This is a genomic window from Gemmobacter megaterium, from assembly GCF_900156815.1.
Lineage (GTDB): Bacteria > Pseudomonadota > Alphaproteobacteria > Rhodobacterales > Rhodobacteraceae > Wagnerdoeblera > Wagnerdoeblera megaterium.
In genome coordinates, this window is the sequence record NZ_FTOT01000002.1 from 692155 (window position 1) to 714843 (window position 22689).

General features: G+C 64.2%; 21 protein-coding genes. 13 read left to right on the forward strand and 8 right to left on the reverse strand.

Annotated features, from left to right (window positions below; translation table 11 throughout):
* The first annotated feature begins 14 nt into the window (after nucleotides 1-14).
* Both trxB and BW970_RS07885 read left to right on the forward strand, forming a co-directional pair.
* Nucleotides 15-953 carry a thioredoxin-disulfide reductase gene (gene trxB, locus BW970_RS07880; RefSeq protein ID WP_076529841.1) on the forward strand — a complete coding sequence of 313 codons (939 nt, stop codon included), beginning with the start codon at nucleotides 15-17 and terminating at the stop codon, nucleotides 951-953.
* Entirely contained in the window at nucleotides 925-1425 is a 501-nt protein-coding gene (locus tag BW970_RS07885; protein WP_083701166.1) for an RES family NAD+ phosphorylase, read from the forward strand. The genes trxB and BW970_RS07885 overlap by 29 nt, the downstream gene beginning before the upstream one ends.
* 5 nt (nucleotides 1426-1430) lie before the next feature.
* Here the strand turns inward: BW970_RS07885 and BW970_RS07890 are convergent, their stop codons facing one another.
* On the reverse strand, nucleotides 1431-3389 hold the full coding sequence (locus BW970_RS07890) for a methylmalonyl-CoA mutase family protein (RefSeq protein ID WP_076530239.1): 1959 nt from the start codon (nucleotides 3387-3389) through the stop codon (nucleotides 1431-1433).
* A gap of 137 nt (nucleotides 3390-3526) precedes the next feature.
* On the opposite strand from BW970_RS07890, the gene BW970_RS07895 reads away from it, so the two are divergent.
* From BW970_RS07895 to BW970_RS07915, 5 genes are all read left to right on the forward strand, one after another.
* Nucleotides 3527-4927, forward strand: coding sequence for a 1-acyl-sn-glycerol-3-phosphate acyltransferase (locus BW970_RS07895; RefSeq protein WP_076529842.1), 1401 nt, complete (start codon nucleotides 3527-3529; stop codon nucleotides 4925-4927).
* 121 nt (nucleotides 4928-5048) lie between these two features.
* The gene (gene ccrA, locus BW970_RS07900) at nucleotides 5049-6341 is read left to right on the forward strand and encodes a crotonyl-CoA carboxylase/reductase (protein ID WP_076529843.1); all 1293 of its coding nucleotides are present in this window, start codon (nucleotides 5049-5051) and stop codon (nucleotides 6339-6341) included.
* A 170-nt stretch (nucleotides 6342-6511) separates the two neighbouring features.
* Nucleotides 6512-7390 carry a TIGR01459 family HAD-type hydrolase gene (locus tag BW970_RS07905; RefSeq protein WP_076529844.1) on the forward strand — a complete coding sequence of 293 codons (879 nt, stop codon included), beginning with the start codon at nucleotides 6512-6514 and terminating at the stop codon, nucleotides 7388-7390.
* Nucleotides 7391-7509: 119 nt separating this feature from the next.
* Nucleotides 7510-7953 (forward strand): MaoC family dehydratase, encoded by a 444-nt coding sequence (locus BW970_RS07910; RefSeq protein WP_076529845.1) that lies wholly within the window; start codon nucleotides 7510-7512, stop codon nucleotides 7951-7953.
* Between the two features lie 30 nt (nucleotides 7954-7983).
* Nucleotides 7984-8910 (forward strand): bifunctional riboflavin kinase/FAD synthetase, encoded by a 927-nt coding sequence (locus BW970_RS07915; RefSeq protein ID WP_076529846.1) that lies wholly within the window; start codon nucleotides 7984-7986, stop codon nucleotides 8908-8910.
* A gap of 28 nt (nucleotides 8911-8938) precedes the next feature.
* Here BW970_RS07915 and BW970_RS07920 read toward each other — a convergent pair whose 3' ends face one another.
* On the reverse strand, nucleotides 8939-9520 hold the full coding sequence (locus BW970_RS07920; protein ID WP_076529847.1) for a transglycosylase SLT domain-containing protein: 582 nt from the start codon (nucleotides 9518-9520) through the stop codon (nucleotides 8939-8941).
* A 186-nt stretch (nucleotides 9521-9706) separates the two neighbouring features.
* Here BW970_RS07920 and hspQ point away from each other — a divergent pair, with 186 nt between their 5' ends.
* The 4 genes from hspQ to BW970_RS07940 are packed head-to-tail and all read left to right on the forward strand — an operon-like array spanning nucleotide 9707 to nucleotide 12759.
* Nucleotides 9707-10033, forward strand: coding sequence for a heat shock protein HspQ (gene hspQ / locus BW970_RS07925; protein WP_076530242.1), 327 nt, complete (start codon nucleotides 9707-9709; stop codon nucleotides 10031-10033).
* 43 nt (nucleotides 10034-10076) lie between these two features.
* Nucleotides 10077-10784, forward strand: coding sequence for a DUF599 domain-containing protein (locus BW970_RS07930; protein WP_076529848.1), 708 nt, complete (start codon nucleotides 10077-10079; stop codon nucleotides 10782-10784).
* Nucleotides 10781-12055, forward strand: coding sequence for a glycosyltransferase family protein (locus tag BW970_RS07935; protein WP_076529849.1), 1275 nt, complete (start codon nucleotides 10781-10783; stop codon nucleotides 12053-12055). Before BW970_RS07930 ends, BW970_RS07935 begins: the two co-directional genes overlap by 4 nt.
* Nucleotides 12052-12759 (forward strand): sirohydrochlorin chelatase, encoded by a 708-nt coding sequence (locus BW970_RS07940; protein WP_076529850.1) that lies wholly within the window; start codon nucleotides 12052-12054, stop codon nucleotides 12757-12759. Before BW970_RS07935 ends, BW970_RS07940 begins: the two co-directional genes overlap by 4 nt.
* A gap of 8 nt (nucleotides 12760-12767) precedes the next feature.
* On the opposite strand, the gene BW970_RS07945 is transcribed toward BW970_RS07940, so the two are convergent.
* From BW970_RS07945 to BW970_RS07970, 6 genes are all read right to left on the reverse strand, one after another.
* Entirely contained in the window at nucleotides 12768-13235 is a 468-nt protein-coding gene (locus tag BW970_RS07945; protein WP_076529851.1) for a DUF1203 domain-containing protein, read from the reverse strand.
* Nucleotides 13236-13330: 95 nt separating this feature from the next.
* On the reverse strand, nucleotides 13331-16372 hold the full coding sequence (locus tag BW970_RS07950) for a DNA translocase FtsK (protein WP_076529852.1): 3042 nt from the start codon (nucleotides 16370-16372) through the stop codon (nucleotides 13331-13333).
* 8 nt (nucleotides 16373-16380) lie between these two features.
* Nucleotides 16381-17559 carry an aminotransferase class I/II-fold pyridoxal phosphate-dependent enzyme gene (locus BW970_RS07955; RefSeq protein WP_076529853.1) on the reverse strand — a complete coding sequence of 393 codons (1179 nt, stop codon included), beginning with the start codon at nucleotides 17557-17559 and terminating at the stop codon, nucleotides 16381-16383.
* A 182-nt stretch (nucleotides 17560-17741) separates the two neighbouring features.
* Nucleotides 17742-18065, reverse strand: coding sequence for an H-NS histone family protein (locus BW970_RS07960; RefSeq protein WP_076529854.1), 324 nt, complete (start codon nucleotides 18063-18065; stop codon nucleotides 17742-17744).
* 130 nt (nucleotides 18066-18195) lie between these two features.
* The gene (locus BW970_RS07965; protein ID WP_076529855.1) at nucleotides 18196-18750 is read right to left on the reverse strand and encodes an ActR/PrrA/RegA family redox response regulator transcription factor; all 555 of its coding nucleotides are present in this window, start codon (nucleotides 18748-18750) and stop codon (nucleotides 18196-18198) included.
* Between the two features lie 91 nt (nucleotides 18751-18841).
* Complete coding sequence (locus tag BW970_RS07970) at nucleotides 18842-19462, reverse strand: SCO family protein (protein ID WP_076529856.1); 621 nt, start codon at nucleotides 19460-19462, stop codon at nucleotides 18842-18844.
* An 89-nt stretch (nucleotides 19463-19551) separates the two neighbouring features.
* On the opposite strand from BW970_RS07970, the gene regB reads away from it, so the two are divergent.
* Both regB and BW970_RS07980 read left to right on the forward strand, forming a co-directional pair.
* Nucleotides 19552-20943, forward strand: coding sequence for a sensor histidine kinase RegB (gene regB, locus BW970_RS07975; RefSeq protein ID WP_076529857.1), 1392 nt, complete (start codon nucleotides 19552-19554; stop codon nucleotides 20941-20943).
* A 115-nt stretch (nucleotides 20944-21058) separates the two neighbouring features.
* Nucleotides 21059-22666, forward strand: a complete 1608-nt coding sequence (locus tag BW970_RS07980; RefSeq protein ID WP_076529858.1) for a PAS-domain containing protein — start codon at nucleotides 21059-21061, stop codon at nucleotides 22664-22666.
* Nucleotides 22667-22689 lie beyond the last annotated feature (23 nt).

A 22689-nucleotide genomic window follows, 5' to 3' on the forward strand; every position in this document is an offset into this window, starting at 1 on the left:
GAAAGGGCACATCCATGGCCGAGACGCGGCACACCAAGGTTCTGATCATCGGGTCCGGCCCGGCCGGCTACACCGCCGCCGTCTATGCCAGCCGTGCCATGCTGAACCCCATTCTTGTTCAGGGTATGCAACCCGGTGGCCAGTTGACCATCACCACAGACGTGGAAAACTGGCCCGGCGACAAGACGGTGATGGGCCCCGACCTGATGCTGCGGATGGAAGACCACGCCCGCGAGATGGGGGCAGAGATCGTGATCGATGTGATCACCGCGCTGGATCTGTCAAAACGCCCCTTCACCGCCACGGGCGACAGCGGTACGACCTACACCGCCGATGCCGTCATCCTTGCCACGGGCGCTCAGGCAAAATGGCTGGGCCTGCCGTCCGAGGACAAGTTCAAGGGCTTCGGCGTCTCCGCCTGCGCCACTTGCGACGGGTTCTTCTATCGCGGCAAGGAGGTCGTCGTGATCGGTGGCGGCAACACCGCCGTCGAAGAGGCGTTGTTCCTGACCAACTTCGCCTCGAAGGTCACACTGATCCACCGCCGCAACAGCTTCCGTGCGGAAAAGATCATGCAGGACCGTCTGTTCAAGAACCCCAAGGTCCATGTCATGTGGAACCACACGGTGGAGGAAGTCCTGGGGGCCGAAACGCCGCTGGGCGTGACCGGACTGCGTACCAGACATGTGGAAACCGGCGAGGAAACCATCGTGCCCGCCGATGGGTTTTTCGTCGCCATCGGTCATGCCCCGGCCTCGGAACTGGTAAAAGATCAGCTGGAGTTGCATTCCGGCGGCTATGTCAAGGTCGAACCCGGCAGCACCCGCACCAGCATTCCCGGCGTTTTCGCCGCGGGCGATCTGACCGACCACATCTATCGTCAGGCCGTCACCTCGGCAGGCATGGGCTGCATGGCGGCGCTCGATGCCGAACGTTTCTTGTCCGGCCACTGATCTGTCAGGCCGCTTTTGGCGCATTTTGCCAGAGGCGGCTGACCCGCTTTCGCCGGTGCTTTCTGCTGAGGGGCGGTTTCACCACGACGGCCAGCCCGCGCTTTACTGCTCTCCCACGCCAGAGGCCGCTGGCCATGCGATTGCACGCTATGTCAAACCGGGCGACCCCATGCGGGTGGCGTTTCCGCTATGGCTGGACGGCGCGCGGGTCATAGACCTGCGGACTCCGGCCACACTGGTTGCGCTGGGGCTATCCAGGTATGAAAGCGCCACACCATGGATGCCCGAACGCGAACTGGGCCAGCCCGCAACCACGTGGCGCGCGTCGGACGCCGCGCGCGGGACCGGAGCCTGCGGTATGATCTACACCGCCCGGTCAGCGCCCGAACGCTGGCATCTGGTGTTATTCCGCTGGAACCTTCCGGGCCGCGCGCAACTGCGACGTGACGGGGCGCCAGAACCGGCGCGTTGATGCGCTCAGGCCGCCAGCGGCGCCTTGTCGACCAGCGCGACGATATCCATCATGATGCGGTTCAGCTCGAAATCCTTTGGCGTATAAACGGCGGCAACGCCCATGGCGCGCAGCTTCGCCGCATCTTCTTCGGGGATGATGCCGCCCACCACCACCGGCACATGGGTCAGGCCCGCCGCCCGCATCCGGCCCATCAGATCCTCGATCAGCGGCAGGTGGCTGCCCGACAGAATCGACAGGCCGACCACATGCGCCTGCTCGGCCTCGGCAGCCGCCACGATCTCGGCTGGCGTCAGGCGGATCCCCTCGTAGGTGATGTCCATCCCGCAATCGCGGGCACGCGCTGCGATCTGTTCGGCGCCATTGGAATGGCCGTCCAGGCCCGGCTTGCCGACCAGAAACTTCAGCCGCCGCCCCAGACGCGACGACACCGCATCCACCGCCTCGCGGATCGGCTCCAGCCCCTCAGTGCGGTTCGACACCGCACGCGACACGCCGGTCGGACCACGGTAGAGACCGAAGGCAGACCGCACCGTCTCGCCCCATTCTCCGGTGGTCGCGCCTGCCTTGGCCGCGGCAATAGAGGCAGGCATCACATTCGCGCCCGATTGGGCATCGGACCGCAACCGCGCCAGGGCCGCTTGCACCGCAGCCTCGTCCCGGCTGGTGCGCCAGGCCTTCAGTCGGCCGATCTGGTCGGCCTCCGCCTCTTCATCCACAACCATGATGGCGCCGTTCCCGGCGGTCAGCGGTGAAGGTTCGGTCGAGGTAAAGCGGTTCACGCCAACCACAACCGTTTCGCCGCCTTCGATCCGGCCGATCCGGTCGGCATTGGCCTCGACCAGGCGGGATTTCATGTATTCGATGGCCTCGATCGCGCCACCCATGGCGTCGATCTGCGCAAGCTCGGCACGTGCCCCATCCTTGAGCGCGGCCACCTTGGCCTCGATTGCCGGGTTGCCATCGAACAGATCACCATATTCCAGAAGGTCGGTCTCATAGGCGAGGATCTGCTGCATCCGCAGCGACCATTGCTGATCCCAGGGGCGCGGCAGCCCCAGCGCCTCGTTCCAGGCCGGCAACTGGACCGCCCGCGCGCGCGCCTTTTTCGACAGCGTCACCGCCAGCATTTCCAGCAGGATGCGGTAGACGTTGTTTTCCGGCTGCGGCTCGGTCAGGCCCAGCGAGTTCACCTGCACACCATAGCGGAAACGGCGGTACTTCGCATCTTCGATGCCATACCGCTCCAGGCAGATCTCGTCCCACAGATCGACAAAGGCGCGCATCTTGCAGAGTTCGGTGACAAACCGGATCCCCGCATTCACAAAGAACGAGATGCGTCCAACCATGTTGGGAAATTCGGCCGGGGCAACCTTGCCCTTCAGATCGTCCAGCACCGCCTGGGCCGTTGCCAGCGCAAAGGCCAGTTCCTGTTCCGGCGTCGCGCCCGCCTCTTGCAGGTGGTAGGAACACACGTTCATCGGGTTCCATTTTGGCAGATGCTGTTGCGTATAGGCCGCGACGTCGGTGATCATCCGCAGACTGGGACGCGGCGGGCAGATATAGGTGCCACGCGACAGATATTCCTTGATGATGTCATTCTGCACCGTGCCTTGCAGCTTGCTGACATCCGCGCCCTGTTCCTCGGCCACCGCGATGTACAGCGACAGCAACCACGGCGCCGTGGCGTTGATCGTCATCGAAGTGTTCATCTGCTCCAGCGGGATATTGTCGAACAAGGCCCGCATGTCACCGATGTGGCAGACGGGCACGCCCACCTTGCCCACCTCGCCGCGCGACAGTTCGTGATCGCTGTCATATCCAGTCTGGGTCGGCAGATCGAACGCGACCGACAGGCCGGTCTGCCCTTTGGACAGGTTGTTCTGATACAGCTCGTTCGACGCCGCAGCCGTGGAATGGCCGGCATAGGTGCGGAACAGCCAAGGCTTTTCCTTCTGGGTCATGGCGGGGCCTCCGTGCAATCGCAGCGCAACATTCTTGCCAAACCGATGATGCAGGCGCAAGATCATGTCAAGCCATTTTCGCCGCATTGCGGCACGGGCGGCTTGCCGGGACGGAACATTCGCGGCACTGTGGAACCATGTTCGGGACAGTGGAACTCCCCGTCTGGTTGCTTGTGCTGATCCTGGCGTTTGCTGCGGTCACCTTTGCGTCGCATTTCCTGTTTCCGTCGGTCCGCTGGTTCTTTCGGCGCAGGATGGAGCGCGCGGTCGGCGAGTTGAACCGTCGGCTGCATCGACCGATCGAGCCGTTCAAGTTGCTGGAGCGCCACGACCGTATCCAGCAGATCATCTATGATCCTCAGGTTCTCTCGGCCACGCTCGACCATGCCCGCGCAGAAGGCGTGCCGCGAAACGTCGCCTTTGAATCCGCGCGGCGCTATGCGCGGGAAATCGTGCCGGGGTTTTCGGCCAGCGTCTATTTCGGCTTTTCGGTCCGGGCCGCGCGCTGGCTGTCGCGGCTGCTGTACCGGGTGGAGGTGATCTCGCCCGACGAGTCGGCCTTGCAGACCGTCGAGCGCGAGGCGACCGTCGTCTTTGTCATGAACCACCGCAGCAATATGGATTATGTGCTTGTGACCTGGCTGGTGTCCAATCGCATGACCCTGTCCTATGCGGTGGGCGAATGGGCGCGGGTCTGGCCGCTGTCCTGGCTGATCCGGGCGATGGGGGCCTATTTCATCCGGCGCCGCACACCGAACATGCTGTATCGCAGGGTTCTGGAACGCTATGTGCAGACCGCCACCGCCGAAGGCGTCGCGCAGGCCATCTTTCCCGAGGGCCATCTGTCGCTGACCGGGCGGGTGGGACAGGCGCGGCTTGGCCTGCTCAGCTATATTCTGGCCGAGGCGCAGAAAGGTGCGCGCCCGGTTGTCTTTGTTCCCGTCGGCCTGGGCTATGACCGTGTTCTGGAAGACAAGCTTCTGGTCGCGGCCGAAGAAACCGGCGTGCGGCGGTTCCGCACCAAACTGTCGTTGATCATGCTGCATGTGGCACGGATGCTGTGGCGCAGGCTTTGGGGGCGCTGGCAAGGCTTTGGCGCGGCGGCTGTCAGCTTTGGCAAGCCTATCCCGTTGGCGCCGCTGTTGGCGCGAGATCCCGATCTCACGCCCGAAGCACTTGGCGCGCATCTGATGCGCGATGTTCGGCAGGTGGTGCCGGTTCTGCCCGTTCCGCTGGTGGCCGCGGCACTGCTGCGCGCCGGGCTTCCCATCGACGCCTCCGAGGTGGCGCCCGCCGTCGCGGCATTGAGAGCCGAGCTTGAGGCGACCGGCGCCGTCCTGGCACTGGGCGCCCTGCCCGAGGCTGACATGCTGTCCGGCGCGCTGGATGCGCTGACGGACCGGGGCTTGCTTGCCAAAGACAACGGCGCGCTGATCGTGACGGATCCTGCGTTGCTGGCCTTTCAGGCCGCGCCAGTGCAGCAAATTCAGGATGCAACTGCGGCGAAAACGCCACAAGGGCAAACCGCAGAGACATAAAATTACAATTAGTGACCGCAACCTATTGCAATGTTGCGCGGCGATTTCTATCCAAAGCGCATGGTGCCGCCCGATTCTGCGGCGCGGCACAGATATGCAGGAACACGCCAAGGAGGCACCCATGGCTCTGGACACGAATCCCGACATCATCGCCTATGACGCCCCCAAGAAGGATCTGTACGAAATCGGTGAGATGCCGCCCCTGGGCCATGTCCCTGCCAAGATGTACGCCTGGGCGATCCGCCGCGAGCGTCATGGCGAGCCGGATACCGCCATGCAGGTCGAGGTGGTGGACACATGGACGCTGGACAGCCACGAAGTGCTGGTTCTGGTGATGGCGGCCGGCGTGAACTACAATGGCGTCTGGGCGAGCCGGGGCGAGCCGATCTCGCCCTTCGACGGGCACAAGGCCCCGTTCCACGTGGCAGGATCCGACGCCTCGGGCATCGTCTGGGCTGTCGGCGACAAGGTCAAACGCTGGAAGGTCGGCGACGAGGTCGTGATCCATTGCAACCAGGACGACGGCGACGACGAACATTGCAACGGTGGCGACCCGATGTTTTCGCCCAGCCAGCGCATCTGGGGCTATGAAACCCCGGATGGGTCGTTCAGCCAGTTCACCCGCGTGCAGGCGCAGCAACTTATGCCGCGCCCCAAGCATCTGACCTGGGAAGAATCGGCCTGCTACACCCTGACGCTGGCCACCGCCTATCGCATGTTGTTCGGCCACGAACCGCATGACCTGAAGCCGGGGCAGAACGTGCTGGTCTGGGGCGCCTCGGGGGGGTTGGGCTCCTATGCCATCCAGTTGATCAATACGGCGGGCGCCAATGCGATCGGTGTGATCTCGGACGAATCGAAGCGCGATTTCGTCATGGGCCTGGGCGCGAAGGGCGTGATCAACCGCAACGATTTCAAATGCTGGGGCCAGTTGCCCAAGGTGAACTCGGACGAGTACAACACCTGGCTGAAAGAGGCGCGGAAGTTCGGCAAGGCAATCTGGGACATCACCGGCAAGGGCGTCAGCGTCGACATGGTGTTCGAACATCCCGGCGAGGCGACCTTTCCCGTCTCGGCGCTGGTGGTGAAAAAGGGCGGCATGGTGGTGATCTGTGCCGGGACCAGCGGGTTCAACTGCACCTTTGACGTGCGCTACATGTGGATGCACCAGAAGCGTCTGCAAGGGTCGCACTTCGCCCATCTGGCGCAGGCCAGCGCCGCGAACAAGCTGATGCTGGAGCGCCGTCTGGACCCTTGCATGTCCGAGGTGTTCCCCTGGGCCGAGATCCCGGCAGCGCATATGCTGATGCGCCGCAACCAGCACAAGCCGGGCAACATGGCCGTGCTGGTGCAAGCGCCCCGCACCGGGCTGCGGACCTTCGAAGACACGCTCGACGCCAGCCGCGGCGCCTGATGGCCGGCCGGGAGCGGGGGTTTCACACCCCCGCACCCCCGTGGGGTATTTCGGGCAAGATGAAACGGGAACCGGGGCTTGCGGCGGCAAGGTCCGGCGTGCCTTTGCGGGGTTCCTCTGCCCAGGGCGCCATGCGATAAGCGCCGCACAAGTCTGGCAGGAGGCGCAACGTGACCCGGATCATTCAGGAACTGGCCGAGATTTCGGACCGCTACGATGTATTGTTCTGCGATCTCTGGGGCTGCGTCCATGATGGCGTGCAGGCCATGCCAGCGGCCGTTGCGGCGCTACAGGCCTTCCGCGCGAAGGGTGGCGCGGTTGTGCTGCTGACCAACGCGCCGCGCCCGAAGCCCAGCGTGGCCCGGCAGATCGCGCGGCTGGGCGTGCCTGAAGACGCATGGGACGACATCGTGACCTCGGGCGATGCGGCCCAACATGGGCTGGTCACAGGCGCGGTTGGCCGCAAGATCTGGCATATCGGCCCGTCGAAGGATCTGACGTTTTTCTCGGAAATGTCGCCCGACCTTCCGAAGGCCGACATCGCATTGGTGCCGCAGGCCGAGGCGGAGGGCATCGTCTGCACCGATCTGTTCGAGAACCTGACAGAGCAGCCAGAAGACTATCGCGGACGTCTGATGCTGGCGCGCGAGGCCGGGCTGCCGATGTTGTGCGCCAATCCGGATCTGATGGTGGACTATGGCGACAAGCGGGTCTGGTGCGCCGGTGCGCTGGCGAAGCTATATGAGGAGATCGGCGGAACGGCCCTGTATTTCGGCAAGCCGCATCCGCCGATCTACGATCTTGCCCGGCGGCGGCTGGCCGCGCGCGGGATCGAAGTGGTCGAAGACCGCATCCTGTGCCTTGGCGATGGAATCGGCACGGATGTCGCCGGGGCGGCCGGCGAAGGGCTGGATGGGTTGTTCGTGACAGGCGGCCTGGCTGCCGCCGACTTCGGACCGGACCCCGAGCACCCGGATCCGCAATCGCTGAATACCTGGCTCGCGGCGCGCGGGGCGGCGCCGCAATGGTCCATCGGGCGGGTGCGCTGAGATCCGAGCGCAACAATATTGCACCAGGATCACGCCGTGGGTAAAAAAATTACGCTGCAGCGTTGTGCTGCGGCGCAGCGTATGGTATGATTTGCGCACCTTCACCAAGGAATCGCAGGATGCTGGACAACAACCCGCGCGGAACCATCTGCATCGAGGATATCGAGCTTGGCATGACCCGCTCCTTGCGCAAGGTCGTGACGGATCGGGATATCGAACTGTTCGCCGAAGTGTCCACCGATCGCAACCCGGTGCATCTGGACGATGACTACGCCCGCGATACGATCTTTCAGGGTCGCATCGCGCATGGAATGCTGACTGCGGGCCTGGTCTCGGCAGTCATCGGCGAACAGTTGCCGGGCCATGGTACCGTCTATCTGGGCCAGAGCCTGAAGTTCATGGCGCCCGTTCGGCCCGGCGACACGGTCGAGGCTGCCGTGACTGTCACAGCGGTTGACCATTCGCGGCGGCGCGTGACCCTTGAAACCCGCTGCGCGGTGGGTGATACGGTTGTCCTGAAGGGCGAGGCGCTGGTTCTGGCGCCCAGCCGCAAGTTCGACTGACAGGCGGGCGGCCCCGCCATCCGGGGGCAGATGAAACGGCACCATCACTGGAACGGGCTGACGGAGGCAGAGCGTGGCGCCTCGGTCGCCATGGGGAATTTCGATGGCGTGCATCTTGGCCATCGCTCGGTGATCGACCTTGCAAGGCGCGATGGCATGGCCCTGGGCGTCGTGACCTTTGAGCCCCACCCGCGCGAGTTCTTTGCCCCGGACTCTCCTCCGTTCCGCCTGATGAACCCCGAAGCGCGGGCGAATCGGCTGGCACGGCTGGAGGTCGATCAGCTTTATGAACTCCCCTTCGATGCCGCGCTGGCCGCGCTGGCGCCGGAAGACTTTGCCCGGACTGTGCTGTCCGATGGACTTGGCATCCGCCATATTGTCGTCGGCGCAGATTTCCGCTTTGGCAAGGGCCGGGCGGGCACCGTAACGGATCTTGAGGCGCTTGGTCGCAGGTTCGGCTTCGATGTGACGGTTGCGCCGCTGGTGGAAACCGGCGGGGTCGAGATTTCGTCGACGGCCATCCGCAGCGCACTCGCCGCCGGAAGGCCTCGTGAGGCGGCGGTCATGCTGGGGCACTGGCACAGGATCGACGGCGAGGTGTTGCACGGCGAGAAACGCGGGCGCGAGCTGGGCTTTCCCACTGCCAACATGGCCATGACCGGCCTGCATCTGCCGAAACTGGGCGTCTATGCCGTCAAGGTCGATGTTCTGACGGGCCCGCACAGGGGCAGCTATCACGGCGCGGCAAGCCTTGGCGTGCGCCCGATGTTCGGAGAGAACCTGCCGAACCTCGAGACCTTCATCTTCGACTTCAAAGGCAGCCTGTATGGCGAACATCTGTCGGTTGCGCTGGTCGAATTCCTGCGGCCGGAGCTGACATTCGACGGACTGCCCGGTCTGATCGCGCAGATGGACGCCGATTGCGCGCGCGCGCGGACAATCCTGGCAGAAATCTAGCCGGAACGCATCACGCCGGTGACAGCAATCAGCGGCGACGACAGGTCTGCAATTGGTTCCGATAGGTTTCAGCCCGGCTGGCAACACGGTCTGCGACCGCCAGCAGCCACGGCTTGGCATTGTGGCTGCCCCGCGCATAGCCGGATCTGCCTTCGTGATAGGCCAGATATTGATTGCGCGCATCATGCTTGGAGATGCCGAGCGCCTTTTCCGCCTTGTCGAAATACCAGCCCATGAAGTCTGTCGCGTCCTGAATGCGATCCCGCCGCGCGCCGCCACGGCGGGCTTCGTCCTGATATTCGCGCCATGTATCGTCCAGCGCCTGACTATAGCCATAGGCCGAACTCTGGCGCCCCATCGGGATAACCCCCAGCGCATAGCGATAGGGGGTTCGCGCATTGCCGACGAAACGTGATTCCTGATGGATTACGGCCATCTGGACATGCACCGGCACGCCCCAACGACGTTCGGTTGCCTGCATCGCACGAAAGTATTTCGGTCGCTCGTCCGCCAGACCACATGCGTTGTCGAGACTGCGGGGGGCCGAATAATTCGCCCCGCACGATCCAAGCACCAGTAGCAACGCCACGGCACGAAAGACTTTGCCCATCTGCTCTTGCCCATTCTTTTTTCCCAGTCTAGCCGAAACCGGCCCGACTGAAAATCCCGTGCGGATGGGATGCGATCAGAAAGCCGTGTCCGGGCCATGTCGAACAGACTGTTTCGCAAGCCGTACCGCCCCCGAGGTGGACAAATGCCATGTGCAAGGGTAGTTAACCACTTGGGGGTCGATATCATGCTGAAGTCTCAGGCCAAGTACCATCTCGGTCAGGTGCTCCGTCACCGCAAGCACCCCTTTCGGGGCGTTGTGTTTGATGTGGACGCCATGTTCTCGAATACAGAGGAATGGTATTCCGCCATTCCCGAAGAAAGCCGTCCGCAAAAGGACCAGCCTTTCTATCATCTGCTGGCCGAGAACGACCAAAGCTATTACGTCGCCTATGTCTCGGAACAGAACCTTGTTCCCGACGATACGGGCGAACCCGTGGATCACCCGGATCTGCCGGATCTGTTCGGTGATTTTCAGGATGGGCGCTATCCGCTTCAGTTCCAACTGAACTGACGACGGGCTTTCGTGGCGTCGCGTTGACGGCTATGGTCTTTGCATGACCCTAGCCGCGCTGATCCAGGCCTTCACCCTGACGGATGCCGTTGCGCTGGCCCTTCTGGTGGCCGGTTGGTGGGGTCTGGGCTGGCTGATCGAACATCCGCCTGCCCGGCGGCCTTCTGTTGCGATCCTGATGGGGGACATGCGGCGCGAGTGGATGCGCACCTTCGTCACCCGGCAGCCCCGCATCTTCGATGCCAATGTGATCGACAGCCTGCGGCAATCCACGGCCTTTTTCGCGTCTGCCACGATGATTGCCATGGGCGGTGGCGTCGCGCTGATGGGCGATACCGAGCGTCTGGCAGGGTTTGTCAGCGACTATACCTTGCAGACCAGCCGCCGCGCGCTGGAAGTCAAGCTGCTGGTGGTGTTGCTGCTGGTGGCCAATGCCCTGCTCAAGTTCATCTGGGCGAATCGACTGTTCGGGTACTGCTCGATCCTGATGGCCTCTGTGCCGAACGACCCCGAAGATCCGCTGGCCTATCCACGCGCGGCACAAGCCGCCGAGGTCAACATCACCGCCGCGCGCAGCTTCAACCGGGGTCTGCAATCGGTCTATTTCGCGCTGGCGGGGCTGGCCTGGCTGGCGGGGCCGCTGGCGCTGGCGGGGGCAGTGGTGCTGACCTGTGCCGTCATGGCGCGGCGCGAATTTGCCTCGGAATCGCGGCGGGTCATCCTGGGGGCCGGCGAGGGGCGTCGGGGATGACCACCGCGCTGGTACTTGGCATCACGGCCGATCTGGATTTTGCCGCGGGTACGTTTCTCGCCGGGTTCTTTCGCCATAATCCCGGTTTTGACGGCGATGTCGTGGTGCTGCACGATGGCCTGCGCCAGGACGCGCAGCAGGCCCTTGCCCACCTTGCACCCCGCCTGCGGCTGGAGCCCTATGGCCCGCGCCGTGCGCGGCGCAGACTGGCCGAAGCCGGGTTGGAACGCCCCGCGCAGATCCACAAGGCCCTTGGGCGACGCAGCCCGATGATGCTGGCCAAATTCGAAATGTTCGACTGGCTCGATCGCTATGAAACCTGTGTCTGGTGCGATTGCGACATGCTGGTCCAGGCGCCTGTCAGCGATCTGTGGCAGGCCGGGCCGCTGGGCTGGCGGGCGCTGGCCGCCGGTGCCCTGGGGCGGCGCGCACAGGTGCTGGCGTCCGTGTCCCACCTGCTGACCGTGCCGGATGTGCCGCTTGCAAATGGTGGCGTGGTGGTGGCCGGGGCCGCGCTGCGGACGCGCTGGGGCCTGGGCGCGCGGGATCTCTATGCCATGGCCGCAGAGCTGGTGCGCCACACCCGGATCGAGACGCTGGATGAAATGGCGCTGTTTCTTTTGGCCAGCCACCATGGGCTGCCGGTCTCGGCGCTGGATCCGGGGTTGAACCATTCGATTGCCGCCCCCGGTACGGTACGCGCGCGCATCCTGCACGCAATCGGGCCGGACAAGTTCTGGAATGCCGCCCCGCTCTACCATGCTTGCCCGCAATGGCGCGCGGACCATGACCTGTGGATCGCGGCCGGCGGCCACCCTGCCCCGGCGCCCACCCGACTAACGCAGGTTCATCCGCTCGCCCCGGACGCCGCCTTGGCTGCGGCGCGCAACCGCGAGATCTGGCACTCCCTCTGGGTGGATCTCGGGCCATCCCTGCCGCCGGGGCTTTGGCCGGATCTGGCGACCGACCGGCCATTCCTGCGGCTCTATCCCACGGGACAGGGGCGCGCCGTCTGGGCCGAACTGACCCCCACGGCGGTGCCAGATCGCTTTCGCATGGCCGTGGGCGTGGAACGGGCGCAGGTGCCCGACCCCGGCCTGCCCGACAGGCTGCATGATGCCCTCGCCGCAACCGGCCTTCGCGTGAAGCGCAAGGATGCGCGAGTGGTGCATGTCTGGTTCGCCGAAGTTCCGCGCAATACCATTCCCGCCGCGTTGACGCTGATGCGCGATGCGCTGATACACGCTCTTCTGCCGCAGGACATACCATGACCGCCGCCCTGATCGTCGCCCACGGATCGCCCGCCGACCCGGATCCACAAGAGGCGGCCTTGCAGGCGCTTGCCCGGCACGTGGCCGCCGAATTGCCGGGCTGGTCGGTCCGAGGCGCCACACTGGCCGCGCCAGGGGCGCTGGAAAGGGCGCTGGAACGGCTGGGGCCAAAGGCGGTGATCTATCCGTTCTTCATGGCGCAAGGCTGGTTCACCGGGCGAGAGCTGCCGCGCCGGTTGGCTTTGGCGGGAATGCCGGATCTGCACCAGTTGCCGCCCTTTGGAACAGATCAGGATCTGCCCGCGCTGATGGCACAGGTTGCGCTGGCCGGGGCGCTGGAGGCGGCGTTGGATCCGCCCGCGACGACCCTGCTGCTCGCCGCGCATGGCAGCAAGATTTCACGCACGTCGGCCAATACAACCTATGACATGGCTGAACAGATGCGCCGCCTGACGCCCTTTGGGCAGGTTAGTGTCGGGTTTGTCGAGGAAGCCCCCTTCCTGCAAGATGCAGCCCGGATCGACGGGCCAGCGGTGTGCCTGCCATTCTTCGCCCTGCGCGCCGGGCATGTGGCCGGGGATGTCCCCGAAGCGCTGGAGCAGGCCGGTTTCACCGGCCCGCTGCTGCCTGCCATCGGCGAACATCCTCTGGCCGCCCGCCTGATCGCCGCTGCGCTGTTGCGCTGCGCCCTGCCAGAGCGATGATCCCACTGTCAGGCCCGTTCAATCAGTCCGGAATAGCATCCCCGCCGCGCATAATGCGCGTGGATATAGGCGATGTCGGGATTTTCGAACAGCCGATGGATCAGCGGCGCGATGCCGTCGCCTTCGGCCAGATCGGCATCCAGAATGAACCCGCGCGCGTCAAAGCCACGCAAGGCGAGCATTCGGCAGTGCATCACATCAGGCACCGTATCGACGGCATCATAAGGCGCATCCGCGCCTTCCTTGACGAAAATCGCATGACGCGAGCGGTAAGGCGAGGCGACAGGCAAGTGTTCGTAGTTCATCAACAGCGCCGTTTCACCTGGCGCCATATCCTGCATCGTCACGCGGTCGGGGAAACCGGGCTGGGTATCGACCTCATACCGCACGACCCCTTGGGCAGCCAACGCCGCGTCTGACAGGCCGAAATATCTCTGGAACGGGGCGGGATCGAGCCCGCGAACACGAAACGCCATATCTGCCTCCTTGCATTGCGTGGCAGCAGATATGGCCGAGGGGCAACGTCATGGCAGCCCGTTTCCTGCGCATTGCACCGCAGACCCCGGCCCGATCAATGTTCGGGCAACAGGATCTCGCGCTTGCCGACGTGGTTGGCGGTGCTCACGACCCCCTGATCTTCCATCTGTTCGACCAGTCGCGCCGCCTTCTGATAGCCGATCCCCAGCTTGCGCTGGATATAGCTGGTCGAACATTTCCGGTCCCGTGCCACGATGGCGACAGCCTGATCGTAGAGAGCATCGTCGGAATTGTCGCCGCCACCCAGCCCCAGCACCATGTCGATATCGTCGGCCTTTTCCTCGTCCGGCCCTTCGACGACGCCGGACATATAGGTCGGCGGCCCAAAGGATTTGAGGTGGTTGACGATCTCTTCGACCTCTTCATCCGACACGAAGGGGCCGTGAATCCGGCTGATCCGCCCGCCGCCTGCCATATACAGCATGTCGCCCATGCCCAGCAGTTGTTCGGCCCCCATCTCACCCAGAATGGTGCGGCTGTCGATCTTGGACGTCACCTGGAACGAGATCCGGGTCGGGAAGTTCGCCTTGATCGTACCTGTGATCACATCGACGGAGGGCCGCTGGGTTGCCATGATCAGGTGAATGCCGCTTGCCCGCGCCATCTGTGCCAGACGCTGGATGCAAGCCTCGATCTCTTTGCCTGCCACCATCATCAGGTCGGCCATCTCGTCCACGATAACGACGATATAGGGGAAGGGCTGGGGTTCGAACTCGTCGGTCTCGAACACCGGATCGCCGGTTTCCTCGTCAAAGCCGGTCTGGATGGTGCGCTTGAACATCTCGCCCTTGGACAGCGCCTCGCGGACACGACCGTTGTAGCCCTCGATGTTACGCACGCCCATCTTGGACATCTTGCGGTACCGTTCCTCCATCTCGCCCACGACCCATTTCAGGGCGACGACCGCCTTTTTCGGATCGGTGACAACGGGGGACAGCAGATGCGGAATGCCGTCATAGACCGACAGTTCCAGCATCTTTGGGTCGATCATGATCAGCCGGCATTCCTCGGGCGTCAGCTTGTACAGCAGCGACAGGATCATGGTGTTGATCGCCACCGACTTGCCCGACCCCGTGGTCCCCGCAATCAGCAGGTGGGGCATCTTGGCCAGGTTCGCCACGATGGGCTCGCCGCCGATATCCTTGCCCAAGGCAAGTGGCAGCCGCATGTTGCTGTCGCCAAAATCACGGGCGGCCAGAATTTCGCGCAGCACCACCTTTTCGCGGGTGGCATTGGGCAGTTCGATCCCGATCACCGACCGGCCCGGCACGGTGGAAACGCGCGCCGACAGCGCCGACATGGAGCGCGCGATATCGTCCGCCAGACCGATCACGCGGGATGCCTTGAGCCCAGGGGCGGGTTCGAGTTCATACATGGTGACGACGGGGCCGGGGCGAACGCTGACGATCTCGCCCTTGACGCCGTAATCGTCCAGCACGTTTTCCAGCATCCGCGCGTTTTCTTCCAGCGCCTCGTCCGACAGATGGTGACGTTCGATCGTGGCGGGATTGGTCAACAGATTCAGCGGCGGCGCCTCGTAGTCGGCAGTCGCGCGTTCGTCGAATTTCAGACGCGGCTGCGCCTCTGCCTGGGCCTGGCGCGAAGGGGCAGCCGGTTTGCGCACCGGATGCTGCACGACGCCGCGCTTGATATCCGGGCCAACCTGCGGCGCACGATGCGCGGCCCAGGCGTCCGGGATCCCGTCATCGGCATCATCGTCATCGCCATAAGCATCATCCTGCACGGCCGCCAGCATCTCGCGCGCGGTCTGCTGCGGTTCGTCTTCCGCTGGCGTCTGCCAATCGTCGTCGAGCGACCAATCTTCGGGCGGCAGTTCATCGGCCAGCGGCGTTTCCAGTTGCTGGGGCAGATCCTCCCATTCGGGCGGCGCGGGCCAGACCTGCGCAGCTGGCGCGCGGGCCACAACCGGCGGCTCGACAGGGCCAGGGGTGACTGCAAGCCGCATGGGCGCGGTTGCGGCGGCCGCGGCGCGGGCCTGTGCCCCAGCGATGGCGCGGGAAATGGCTGGAATTGCGGGCAATTCCTCGCCCCGCGGCCCCCGCACAACGGGCGGCTCTGCCCGCCCGCCCGCGGCTGCTGGCATTGCTTGCCGTGTCTTGGCGCGGATCGCATCGGAAATGCGCGCGCGGATGCGGTCCTCGCCCGGCGCCTCGGTCACGACATGGCCGAAGTCAGGCTCGATCAACTCCGGCTCGGGGTCCGGAACCCGCCGGATCAGGCCGGCCACACGCGCCCGCAGCCCCTGAACCGCCTCGTCCCCCGATAGAACGGGGGGTTCCTGGCGCCCCGGAAACGGGGGTTCGATCAACTCGTCCATCACGGACGCTTCGCGCGCCGCACGTCGGGACTGCGCCTTTTCCTTCAGCCGCGTGCCAACCCCGACAGCCCCCGAGGCGGCGCGCAACCCTGCCAGATGCAGGGCCGACAGCAGCCAACCGTAAAGCACCACGGTGCCGATATAGAGAAACCGCCCGGTGCTGCGCAGTTCGTCCTTGTCAAACCCGAGTGTGAACAGCCCCGCCGCCAGCAGTGCCACAGCAAGCACCAGCGACACCAGCTTCAGCGCGGCCCCCAGCCCCATCGGTGCCACGCCCAGCATGGCGCCCAGCATCGTATCGCCTAAAAGACCGCCAAGCCCAAAGGAATGCACCCACTCATTGCCCGGCACATGGGTTGCCGCATAGGTGGCGGCCACGATCACCAGCACCCAGGCAAAGATCGCGCGGCCAACCGCGCGATCCCCGCCCCGGTGCAGCACGAACCGCACCCCCCAGACCATCGCCAGCACCGGCAGGCTCCAGGCGCCAAGCCCAAGGATGATGATCAGCGTCGAGGACACCGCAGCCCCGACCCGGCCCAAGGCGTTGCGGGCAGGTTCGTCAGTGGCCACCATCCAACCCGGATCATCGGGTGAATAGCTGCCCAGCATGAGCATCATCACGAACCCAAGCGCCAGCAGCAGCAACCCCAGCAATTCCTTGCTGCGCTTCTCCACCATCGCCTGTGTGGTGCGATCCAGAAGCGGATCGCGTTGCCGTGCATGATAGCTCGCCATGCCCTTCCTCACCCGTAAAGACAATCGCGGATCTGTGTCAGACCCCGCTTGGTTTCGTCAGCCGGGGCGACCAGCGCCACGCGGATATAGCCCTTGCCGGGATTGTGGCCCTGGGCCTCTCTGGCCAGATAGGCGCCGGGCAGCACACGCACCCCGGTTTTCTGCCACAGGTCCAGCGCCGCCTGTTCGCCGTCCTCGACGGGCATCCACAGGAAAAAGCCGCCTTGCGGCAAACTCACCCCCTGATGCCCCGAGAATATCTCGGCCGCATCGCGGAACTTGTCCTGATACAGGCGCAGGTTCTCGGCCACATGGGTTTCGTCGGACCACAGCCGCTCTGACACGCGCTGAAGCGGCAGCGGCACTGGCGCGCCAGAATACGAACGCAGGCGGCGGATATGCCCCATCGACTTTGGCCCTGCCGCGACAAACCCCGACCGGATCCCCGGCACGTTCGACCGTTTGGACAGCGAGTTGAACACCACCACCCTTTCAGGATCGGCGCCCTTGGCTGCCGCAACCTCCAACAGGCCGGGGGGCGGGGCTTCGCGCCAGATCTCGGAATAGCATTCGTCGCAGAATACCGTGAAATCGTGTTTCTCTGCGAGGTCCAGCAAGTCGGCCAGATAGTCGCGCGATGCAATCGCACCCTGCGGATTGGCGGGCGAACAGACATAGGCTACCGCCACGCGATTCAGAACATCCGCCGGAAGGCTGCGGTAATCGGGCAGAAAACCATTGGCCGCCGTCGCGTTGACATACACCGGCTCGGCATTCAGCGCGAGCGTGGCAACCGCATAAACCTGATAGAACGGGTTGGGTATCAACACCACCGGGCGCTGGCCGTCTTTGGTTTCCGGGCACAGCGCGATCAGGGTATTGAACAGACCTTCGCGGGTGCCGTTCAAATTCATCAGACGCGATACAGGCATCTCGACGCCATAGCGCCGACCGATCCAGCCGGAAATCGCGGCCAGCAACTCGGGCGTGCCGTCATTCGGCGGATACACGCCGAACCCGTCCAGCGTCTGCGCCAGAACCTCGCCGACCAGCGCCGGAACCGGATGCTTCGGCTCGCCTATGGTCATGGCAAGGGGCGTGCCCCCTGGCTGGTGATGATCCAAAAGCGCCCGCAACCGCGGAAACGCATACTCCGGCAAGTCGGAGAACCGCTCGGGAAATGCCATGTCTGCCTCGATTTTCGGGGTCGTATCGCCCCGTTAGACCCGAACACTAGCCGTCTTTTCCACGCGGGTCCAGAAAAACGCCACGCAGGCGCGGGGTTGCGTGGCGGAAATGGCACGGAGAGGCCAAAACAAAGGCGGCGCCACAGGCGCCGCCGAAACCGATACCCCAAGACGGACTACGATCAGATCGCCATGTCCTCGGGCGCCTTGCCGCTGGCCAGAGCTTCGACAAACCACCGCGGCTTGCGCCCGCGCCCGGACCAGGTATCCGACGGATCGGCAGGGTTCGCATATTTCGGCACCGACACGGAACGCGACCGCGTCGCCTTGGCGGATTGAATGGACATCAGCTCAGCCAGATTGAAGCCCATCTCGCGGGCCTTGTCTTCCAGTTCCGACAGGGCTTCCCTTTTGCGTCGATCTTCATAGGTGGCGACAGCCTTCGCAACGCGAGTCTGCAAGTCCTTGAGTTCACGAAGCGATAGCGCGTTGAGATCAAAATCCATCGCGTTTCCTTTCACGAGTTTGGCGCGCGGTTAAAATACCGTACCCAAGCAAGCGCAGAAAACCACGCACGGCGCAAGCGATTCAACATGAAACGGGTTTTGCATATCGCAAAATACCCTCAGGGTTGTGCTACCGGGGGCTGCGCTTGGCAAGAATACGCTGAAGCGTGCGCCGATGCATGTTCAATCGCCGCGCGGTTTCAGAAACATTGCGGTCGCATTGCTCATAGACACGCTGGATATGCTCCCACCGGACACGGTCGGCGGACATCGGATTTTCGGGCGGCGGGGGCAACGCCTCGCCGCGCGACAGCAACGCATTTGTGATGTCATTCGCGTCGGCCGGCTTGGAAAGATAGTCCGCAGCCCCGATCTTGACCGCTGCAACAGCGGTCGCAATCGCGCCATACCCCGTCAGCACCACAATACGGCAATCGGGCCGGCGTTCGCGCAACGCCTCGACAACGTCCAGCCCGTTCCCGTCTTCCAGACGCAGATCGACCACCGCATACGCCGGGGGCCGGCTTTGCGCGATGGCCTTGCCCATGGCGACGCTCTCGGCTGTTTCCGGCACGAAGCCGCGCTTTTCCATGGCCTTTGCAAGCCGTTTCACAAACGGCTCATCGTCATCCACCAGAAGAAGGGAGCGATCGTCACCCAGATCGGCCGGATCGAAGTCGGACATTGCAGGATATCCTTGCAGCACTCTGTCCGTTTCCGTTCTAGGCTCATGCAGGCACAGGGTCAAACCTGCATTTTCCGCAGGCTCGGCGCCGCTACCCCTTGTCCAGGAAGCACGACACCTGCGCCGCCAGGTCTTCGGGTGTCAGATCCCGCTTGAAAAACTCCAGAAACCCCTTTTGCGGATCCACCAGGTAGGTGAATGTGGAATGGTCCACCAGGTAATAGTCGTCGGACTTGTCCTGTGCCTTGTAATAGGTCCGATAGGCCCGAGAGGCCGCCTGGACCTGATCCGGCGATCCGGTAAGGCCGATCATCCGCGGGTGCAGAAGATCCGCATAATCGCCCATCACTTCGGGCGTATCGCGTTCGGGGTCGATGGAAATGAAAACGGGCGTCACCTCATGGCCCATTTCCTCCAGAATATCGACGGCTTCGGCATTGCGCGCATTGTCCAGCGGACACACGTCGGGACAGAATGTATAACCGAAATATACCAGCGACGGCTTTGTGATCACATCCTTTTCCGTGACGGTCTGCCCGGTTCGGTCCACCAGTGTGAACGGCCCGCCAATCGCCCCCGGCCCGCCCGCAATCGCCGATTGGCGGCAATCGGCAAAGGGATCGGCAGACTGACGCTGCATCACATACCATGCGGTTCCACCGAGAAGGGCCGCGACCGCAATCACCGCAACCCCTGCATACACCTTGATCATTTCGAAACCTCCGTGCCTGTCCTGCGGATTGATTGCTGGACAGCGCCTCGCTAACAAGGGCAAGACACCCCCCGGAGCCGCCAGAGTCAATGCCGCGTTTTGCCATAGACCCGCAGGTCGGGACCGAGTCCACCACATGGATCAGGCTGCGCACGCTGATCCTGCTGCGCTGGATCGCCGTCGCCGGACAGATCGCGGCCATCCTGACCGCATCGGTCTGGTTCGGGCTGGCATTGCCGCTGGGGGCTTGTGCCTTTGCCGTCGGTCTGTCGGTCGTCGCCAATCTGGTGTCGATGACCGTACTGCCCGCCAGCTATCGGCTGACCAGCCGTGGCGCGCTGCTGATGCTGTTGTTCGATCTGGGTCAGTTGGCCTTGCTTCTGGGCTTGACCGGCGGGCTGAACAACCCGTTTGCCTTGCTGGTCGTGGTCCCCGTCACCATCGCCGCCACCGGCCTGACCGACCGCAGCACAGCCCTGATCGGCGCAGCGACGCTGATCTGCACGGGGCTGTTCTCGGTGTTTCGCCTGCCCTTGCAACTGGCCAGTGGCGCAGAGATCCGAATGCCACCATTGCTGGAGTTCGGCCACGCCATCGCCATCGTCATCGGGGTCGGGTTTCTGGCAATCTATGCCCGTCGCGTCTCGGGCGAGATCCGCAGCATGTCCGAGGCGCTGATGGCCACCCAGATGGCTTTGGCGCGCGAGCAGAAGCTGACGGATCTTGGCGGTGTCGTCGCGGCCGCTGCGCATGAAATGGGCACACCGCTGGCCACCATCAAGCTTGTCAGCTCCGAAATGATCGCGGATCTGGCCAACCGCGACGACATGGCCGACCTGCGCGACGATGCCGCCCTGATCCGCGATCAGGCCGACCGTTGCCGCGATATCCTGCGGTCCATGGGGCGCGCGGGCAAGGACGACCTGCATATGCGCCATGCGCCGTTGGATACCGTGCTGCGCGAGGCGGCGGAACCCCATGCCCATCGCGGCAAGCGGCTGATATTCGACCTGCACCCGGACGATGGCGCGGATCCCCGGCAGCCGCAAATCCGGCGTGCGCCCGAGATCATCCATGGCCTGCGCAACCTGATCCAGAATGCGGTGGATTTTGCCGCCTCTACGGTATGGATCGACGGCCAATGGTCGGGCGATGTGCTGATCGTGCGCGTCATCGACGATGGCCCCGGCTACCCCCCAAGTCTGCTGGGCCGGATTGGCGACCCGTTCCTGCGCCCGCGCGCCGACGACGGTCGGGACAGGCCGGGCTACGAAGGCATGGGCCTGGGGTTGTTCATCGCCAAGACCTTGCTGGAACGCTCGGGCGCCACGCTCAGCTTTGCCAATGGTGGCGATCCGTTCCTGCGCCAGGACGAACGCCCCGTCCGTTCAGGCGCCATCGTCGAGGTTGCCTGGCCGCAGGACATGGTAACGGCGCCCGCCACCGGGCCGCTGGGCGAAAACCGACCGATAGAGGGATAGCCCCGGCAGATCGTCGCGGCATATTCCTTATCAAAGCCACAATTCGTTAACATGTGATTAACCTATTCAGCTTTAGGTTGCTTTGGTCAACCAAATTCCCGTCGCAGGAGGGTCCATGACGTTTGAACACCTGATCTGGCTTTTTGCGATCAGCTTCACTGCGGCAACGCTTGCCCTGGCAGCAACGGCCCTGGCCGAACGACGACGCAAACAGGCACGAACCGGTGTATTTGGCGACCAGCAATCCGGCGCGGTCCTGCTGTTCGATGGCGACACGCTGCTGGACGCCACCTCGGCCGGGCGGGCGCTTTTGGCCGCCTCGCGCAGCCGCGGCACGGCATGGCAACGGTTCATGGCATGGGCCGCGCCGCGCTTTCCGGGCGTTGATCAGAAACTGGCGGAACTGCCGGATCTGGGGCGTGTCAGCCTGACGTCAGCAGGCGCCGAAGGACTGACGCTGATTGCGGAATGGCGCAGCGGTGTGCGGCGCATCGCGGTGCTGGAGCCGCATCTGGACAGCCGGGGGCTGCTGATGGACTCGCTCGCCCAGCGCGCACAGGATGAGGAACTCGAAGCCCTGCGCCAGATCACCGACGAGGCCCCCCTGCCCCTGTGGCGTGAAGATGCCGCAGGCACGATCACCTGGGCGAACCGGGCCTATGTGGCGCTGGCCATGCAACAGGCCCCCGAGGACACGCCGGTCGGCTGGCCCTTGCCCCGGTTGATCGAGATCGCCGCCGATGGCCGCAAGGCGCTGCCCGCCTCCGGCGACGGGGCGCCGACGTGGTTCGACTGTACGATCAGCCCGCAGCCCAATGGCGGGCGGATTGTCTTTGCGCTGCCCGCAGATGCCGCCGCTCAGGCGGAACAGGCGTTGGGCAGCTTTGTGCAAACCCTCAGCAAGACCTTTGCGCATCTGCCAATCGGGCTGGCCATTTTCGACAGGCAACGCAAGCTGCAACTGTTCAATCCCGCATTGACCGATCTTTCGGGCCTGCCGGTGGATTTTCTGTCGGCCCGTCCCGGCCTGTTCGCCTTTCTCGATGCCATGCGAGAGCGTGGCATGATCCCCGAACCGAAAGACTACAAATCGTGGCGGCTGCAAATGGCCGCGCTGGAGGAATCCGCTGCCAGTGGCCAGCATGAGGAGACCTGGGCCTTGCCGTCCGGGCTGACATATCGGGTGATCGGCCGCCCACATCCCGAAGGCGCGCTGGCATTGCTGTTTCAGGACATCAGCGACGAGATCACCCGCGCCCGCCGGATGCGCGCGGATCTGGAGCTTGGGCAATCCGTGATCGACGCCACGGACGAGGCGATCGCGGTGTTTTCCTCGGCCGGACAGCTTGTCATGTCGAATGTCGCCTACGCGCGGCTCTGGGCTCACGACCCCTCTGAAATGCTGACCGACCAGTCTCTGGCCGGTCTGGCAGCCCTGTGGCGCACCGCCTGCGCGCCCAGTCATTTCTGGTCGCTAGCCGAAAGCTACGCCGCAAGCGCCGGGCCGCGCGAACCATGGGTGTCGCAAGCGCGCCTCAATGACGGGCGCAGCTTGCGGTGTAGGCTGGCACCCCTTGCCGGCGGCGCGACACTTGTCGGATTTTCGGCAGAATCAGGGCCGGACATGGCGGGAGATCCGGCCATGCGGCTGATCCTGTCGCCCGATCCGGTCCCCACCTCGGGCGCTGATGCCCCGCCGCCACTGCGGCGCGCGCCGGGCTGATCGGCCCCCTTCCTCCGAACGGC

Excerpts from the sequence above, each read along its gene's own strand:
- BW970_RS07935 (WP_076529849.1), top strand. The coding sequence starts at position 10,781 with ATGACCACCGCGCTGGTACTTGGCATCACGGCCGATCTGGATTTTGCC.
- regB (WP_076529857.1), top strand. The coding sequence starts at position 19,552 with ATGCCGCGTTTTGCCATAGACCCGCAGGTCGGGACCGAGTCCACCACA.
- BW970_RS07920 (WP_076529847.1), bottom strand. The coding sequence starts at position 9,520 with ATGGGCAAAGTCTTTCGTGCCGTGGCGTTGCTACTGGTGCTTGGATCG.
- BW970_RS07890 (WP_076530239.1), bottom strand. The coding sequence starts at position 3,389 with ATGACCCAGAAGGAAAAGCCTTGGCTGTTCCGCACCTATGCCGGCCAT.
- hspQ (WP_076530242.1), top strand. The coding sequence starts at position 9,707 with ATGCTGAAGTCTCAGGCCAAGTACCATCTCGGTCAGGTGCTCCGTCAC.
- BW970_RS07910 (WP_076529845.1), top strand. The coding sequence starts at position 7,510 with ATGCTGGACAACAACCCGCGCGGAACCATCTGCATCGAGGATATCGAG.
- BW970_RS07940 (WP_076529850.1), top strand. The coding sequence starts at position 12,052 with ATGACCGCCGCCCTGATCGTCGCCCACGGATCGCCCGCCGACCCGGAT.
- BW970_RS07960 (WP_076529854.1), bottom strand. The coding sequence starts at position 18,065 with ATGGATTTTGATCTCAACGCGCTATCGCTTCGTGAACTCAAGGACTTG.
- BW970_RS07885 (WP_083701166.1), top strand. The coding sequence starts at position 925 with ATGCCGAACGTTTCTTGTCCGGCCACTGATCTGTCAGGCCGCTTTTGG.
- BW970_RS07930 (WP_076529848.1), top strand. The coding sequence starts at position 10,077 with ATGACCCTAGCCGCGCTGATCCAGGCCTTCACCCTGACGGATGCCGTT.
- BW970_RS07915 (WP_076529846.1), top strand. The coding sequence starts at position 7,984 with ATGAAACGGCACCATCACTGGAACGGGCTGACGGAGGCAGAGCGTGGC.
- trxB (WP_076529841.1), top strand. The coding sequence starts at position 15 with ATGGCCGAGACGCGGCACACCAAGGTTCTGATCATCGGGTCCGGCCCG.
- BW970_RS07970 (WP_076529856.1), bottom strand. The coding sequence starts at position 19,462 with ATGATCAAGGTGTATGCAGGGGTTGCGGTGATTGCGGTCGCGGCCCTT.
- BW970_RS07965 (WP_076529855.1), bottom strand. The coding sequence starts at position 18,750 with ATGTCCGACTTCGATCCGGCCGATCTGGGTGACGATCGCTCCCTTCTT.
- BW970_RS07950 (WP_076529852.1), bottom strand. The coding sequence starts at position 16,372 with ATGGCGAGCTATCATGCACGGCAACGCGATCCGCTTCTGGATCGCACC.
- BW970_RS07895 (WP_076529842.1), top strand. The coding sequence starts at position 3,527 with ATGTTCGGGACAGTGGAACTCCCCGTCTGGTTGCTTGTGCTGATCCTG.
- BW970_RS07955 (WP_076529853.1), bottom strand. The coding sequence starts at position 17,559 with ATGGCATTTCCCGAGCGGTTCTCCGACTTGCCGGAGTATGCGTTTCCG.
- BW970_RS07945 (WP_076529851.1), bottom strand. The coding sequence starts at position 13,235 with ATGGCGTTTCGTGTTCGCGGGCTCGATCCCGCCCCGTTCCAGAGATAT.
- BW970_RS07980 (WP_076529858.1), top strand. The coding sequence starts at position 21,059 with ATGACGTTTGAACACCTGATCTGGCTTTTTGCGATCAGCTTCACTGCG.
- ccrA (WP_076529843.1), top strand. The coding sequence starts at position 5,049 with ATGGCTCTGGACACGAATCCCGACATCATCGCCTATGACGCCCCCAAG.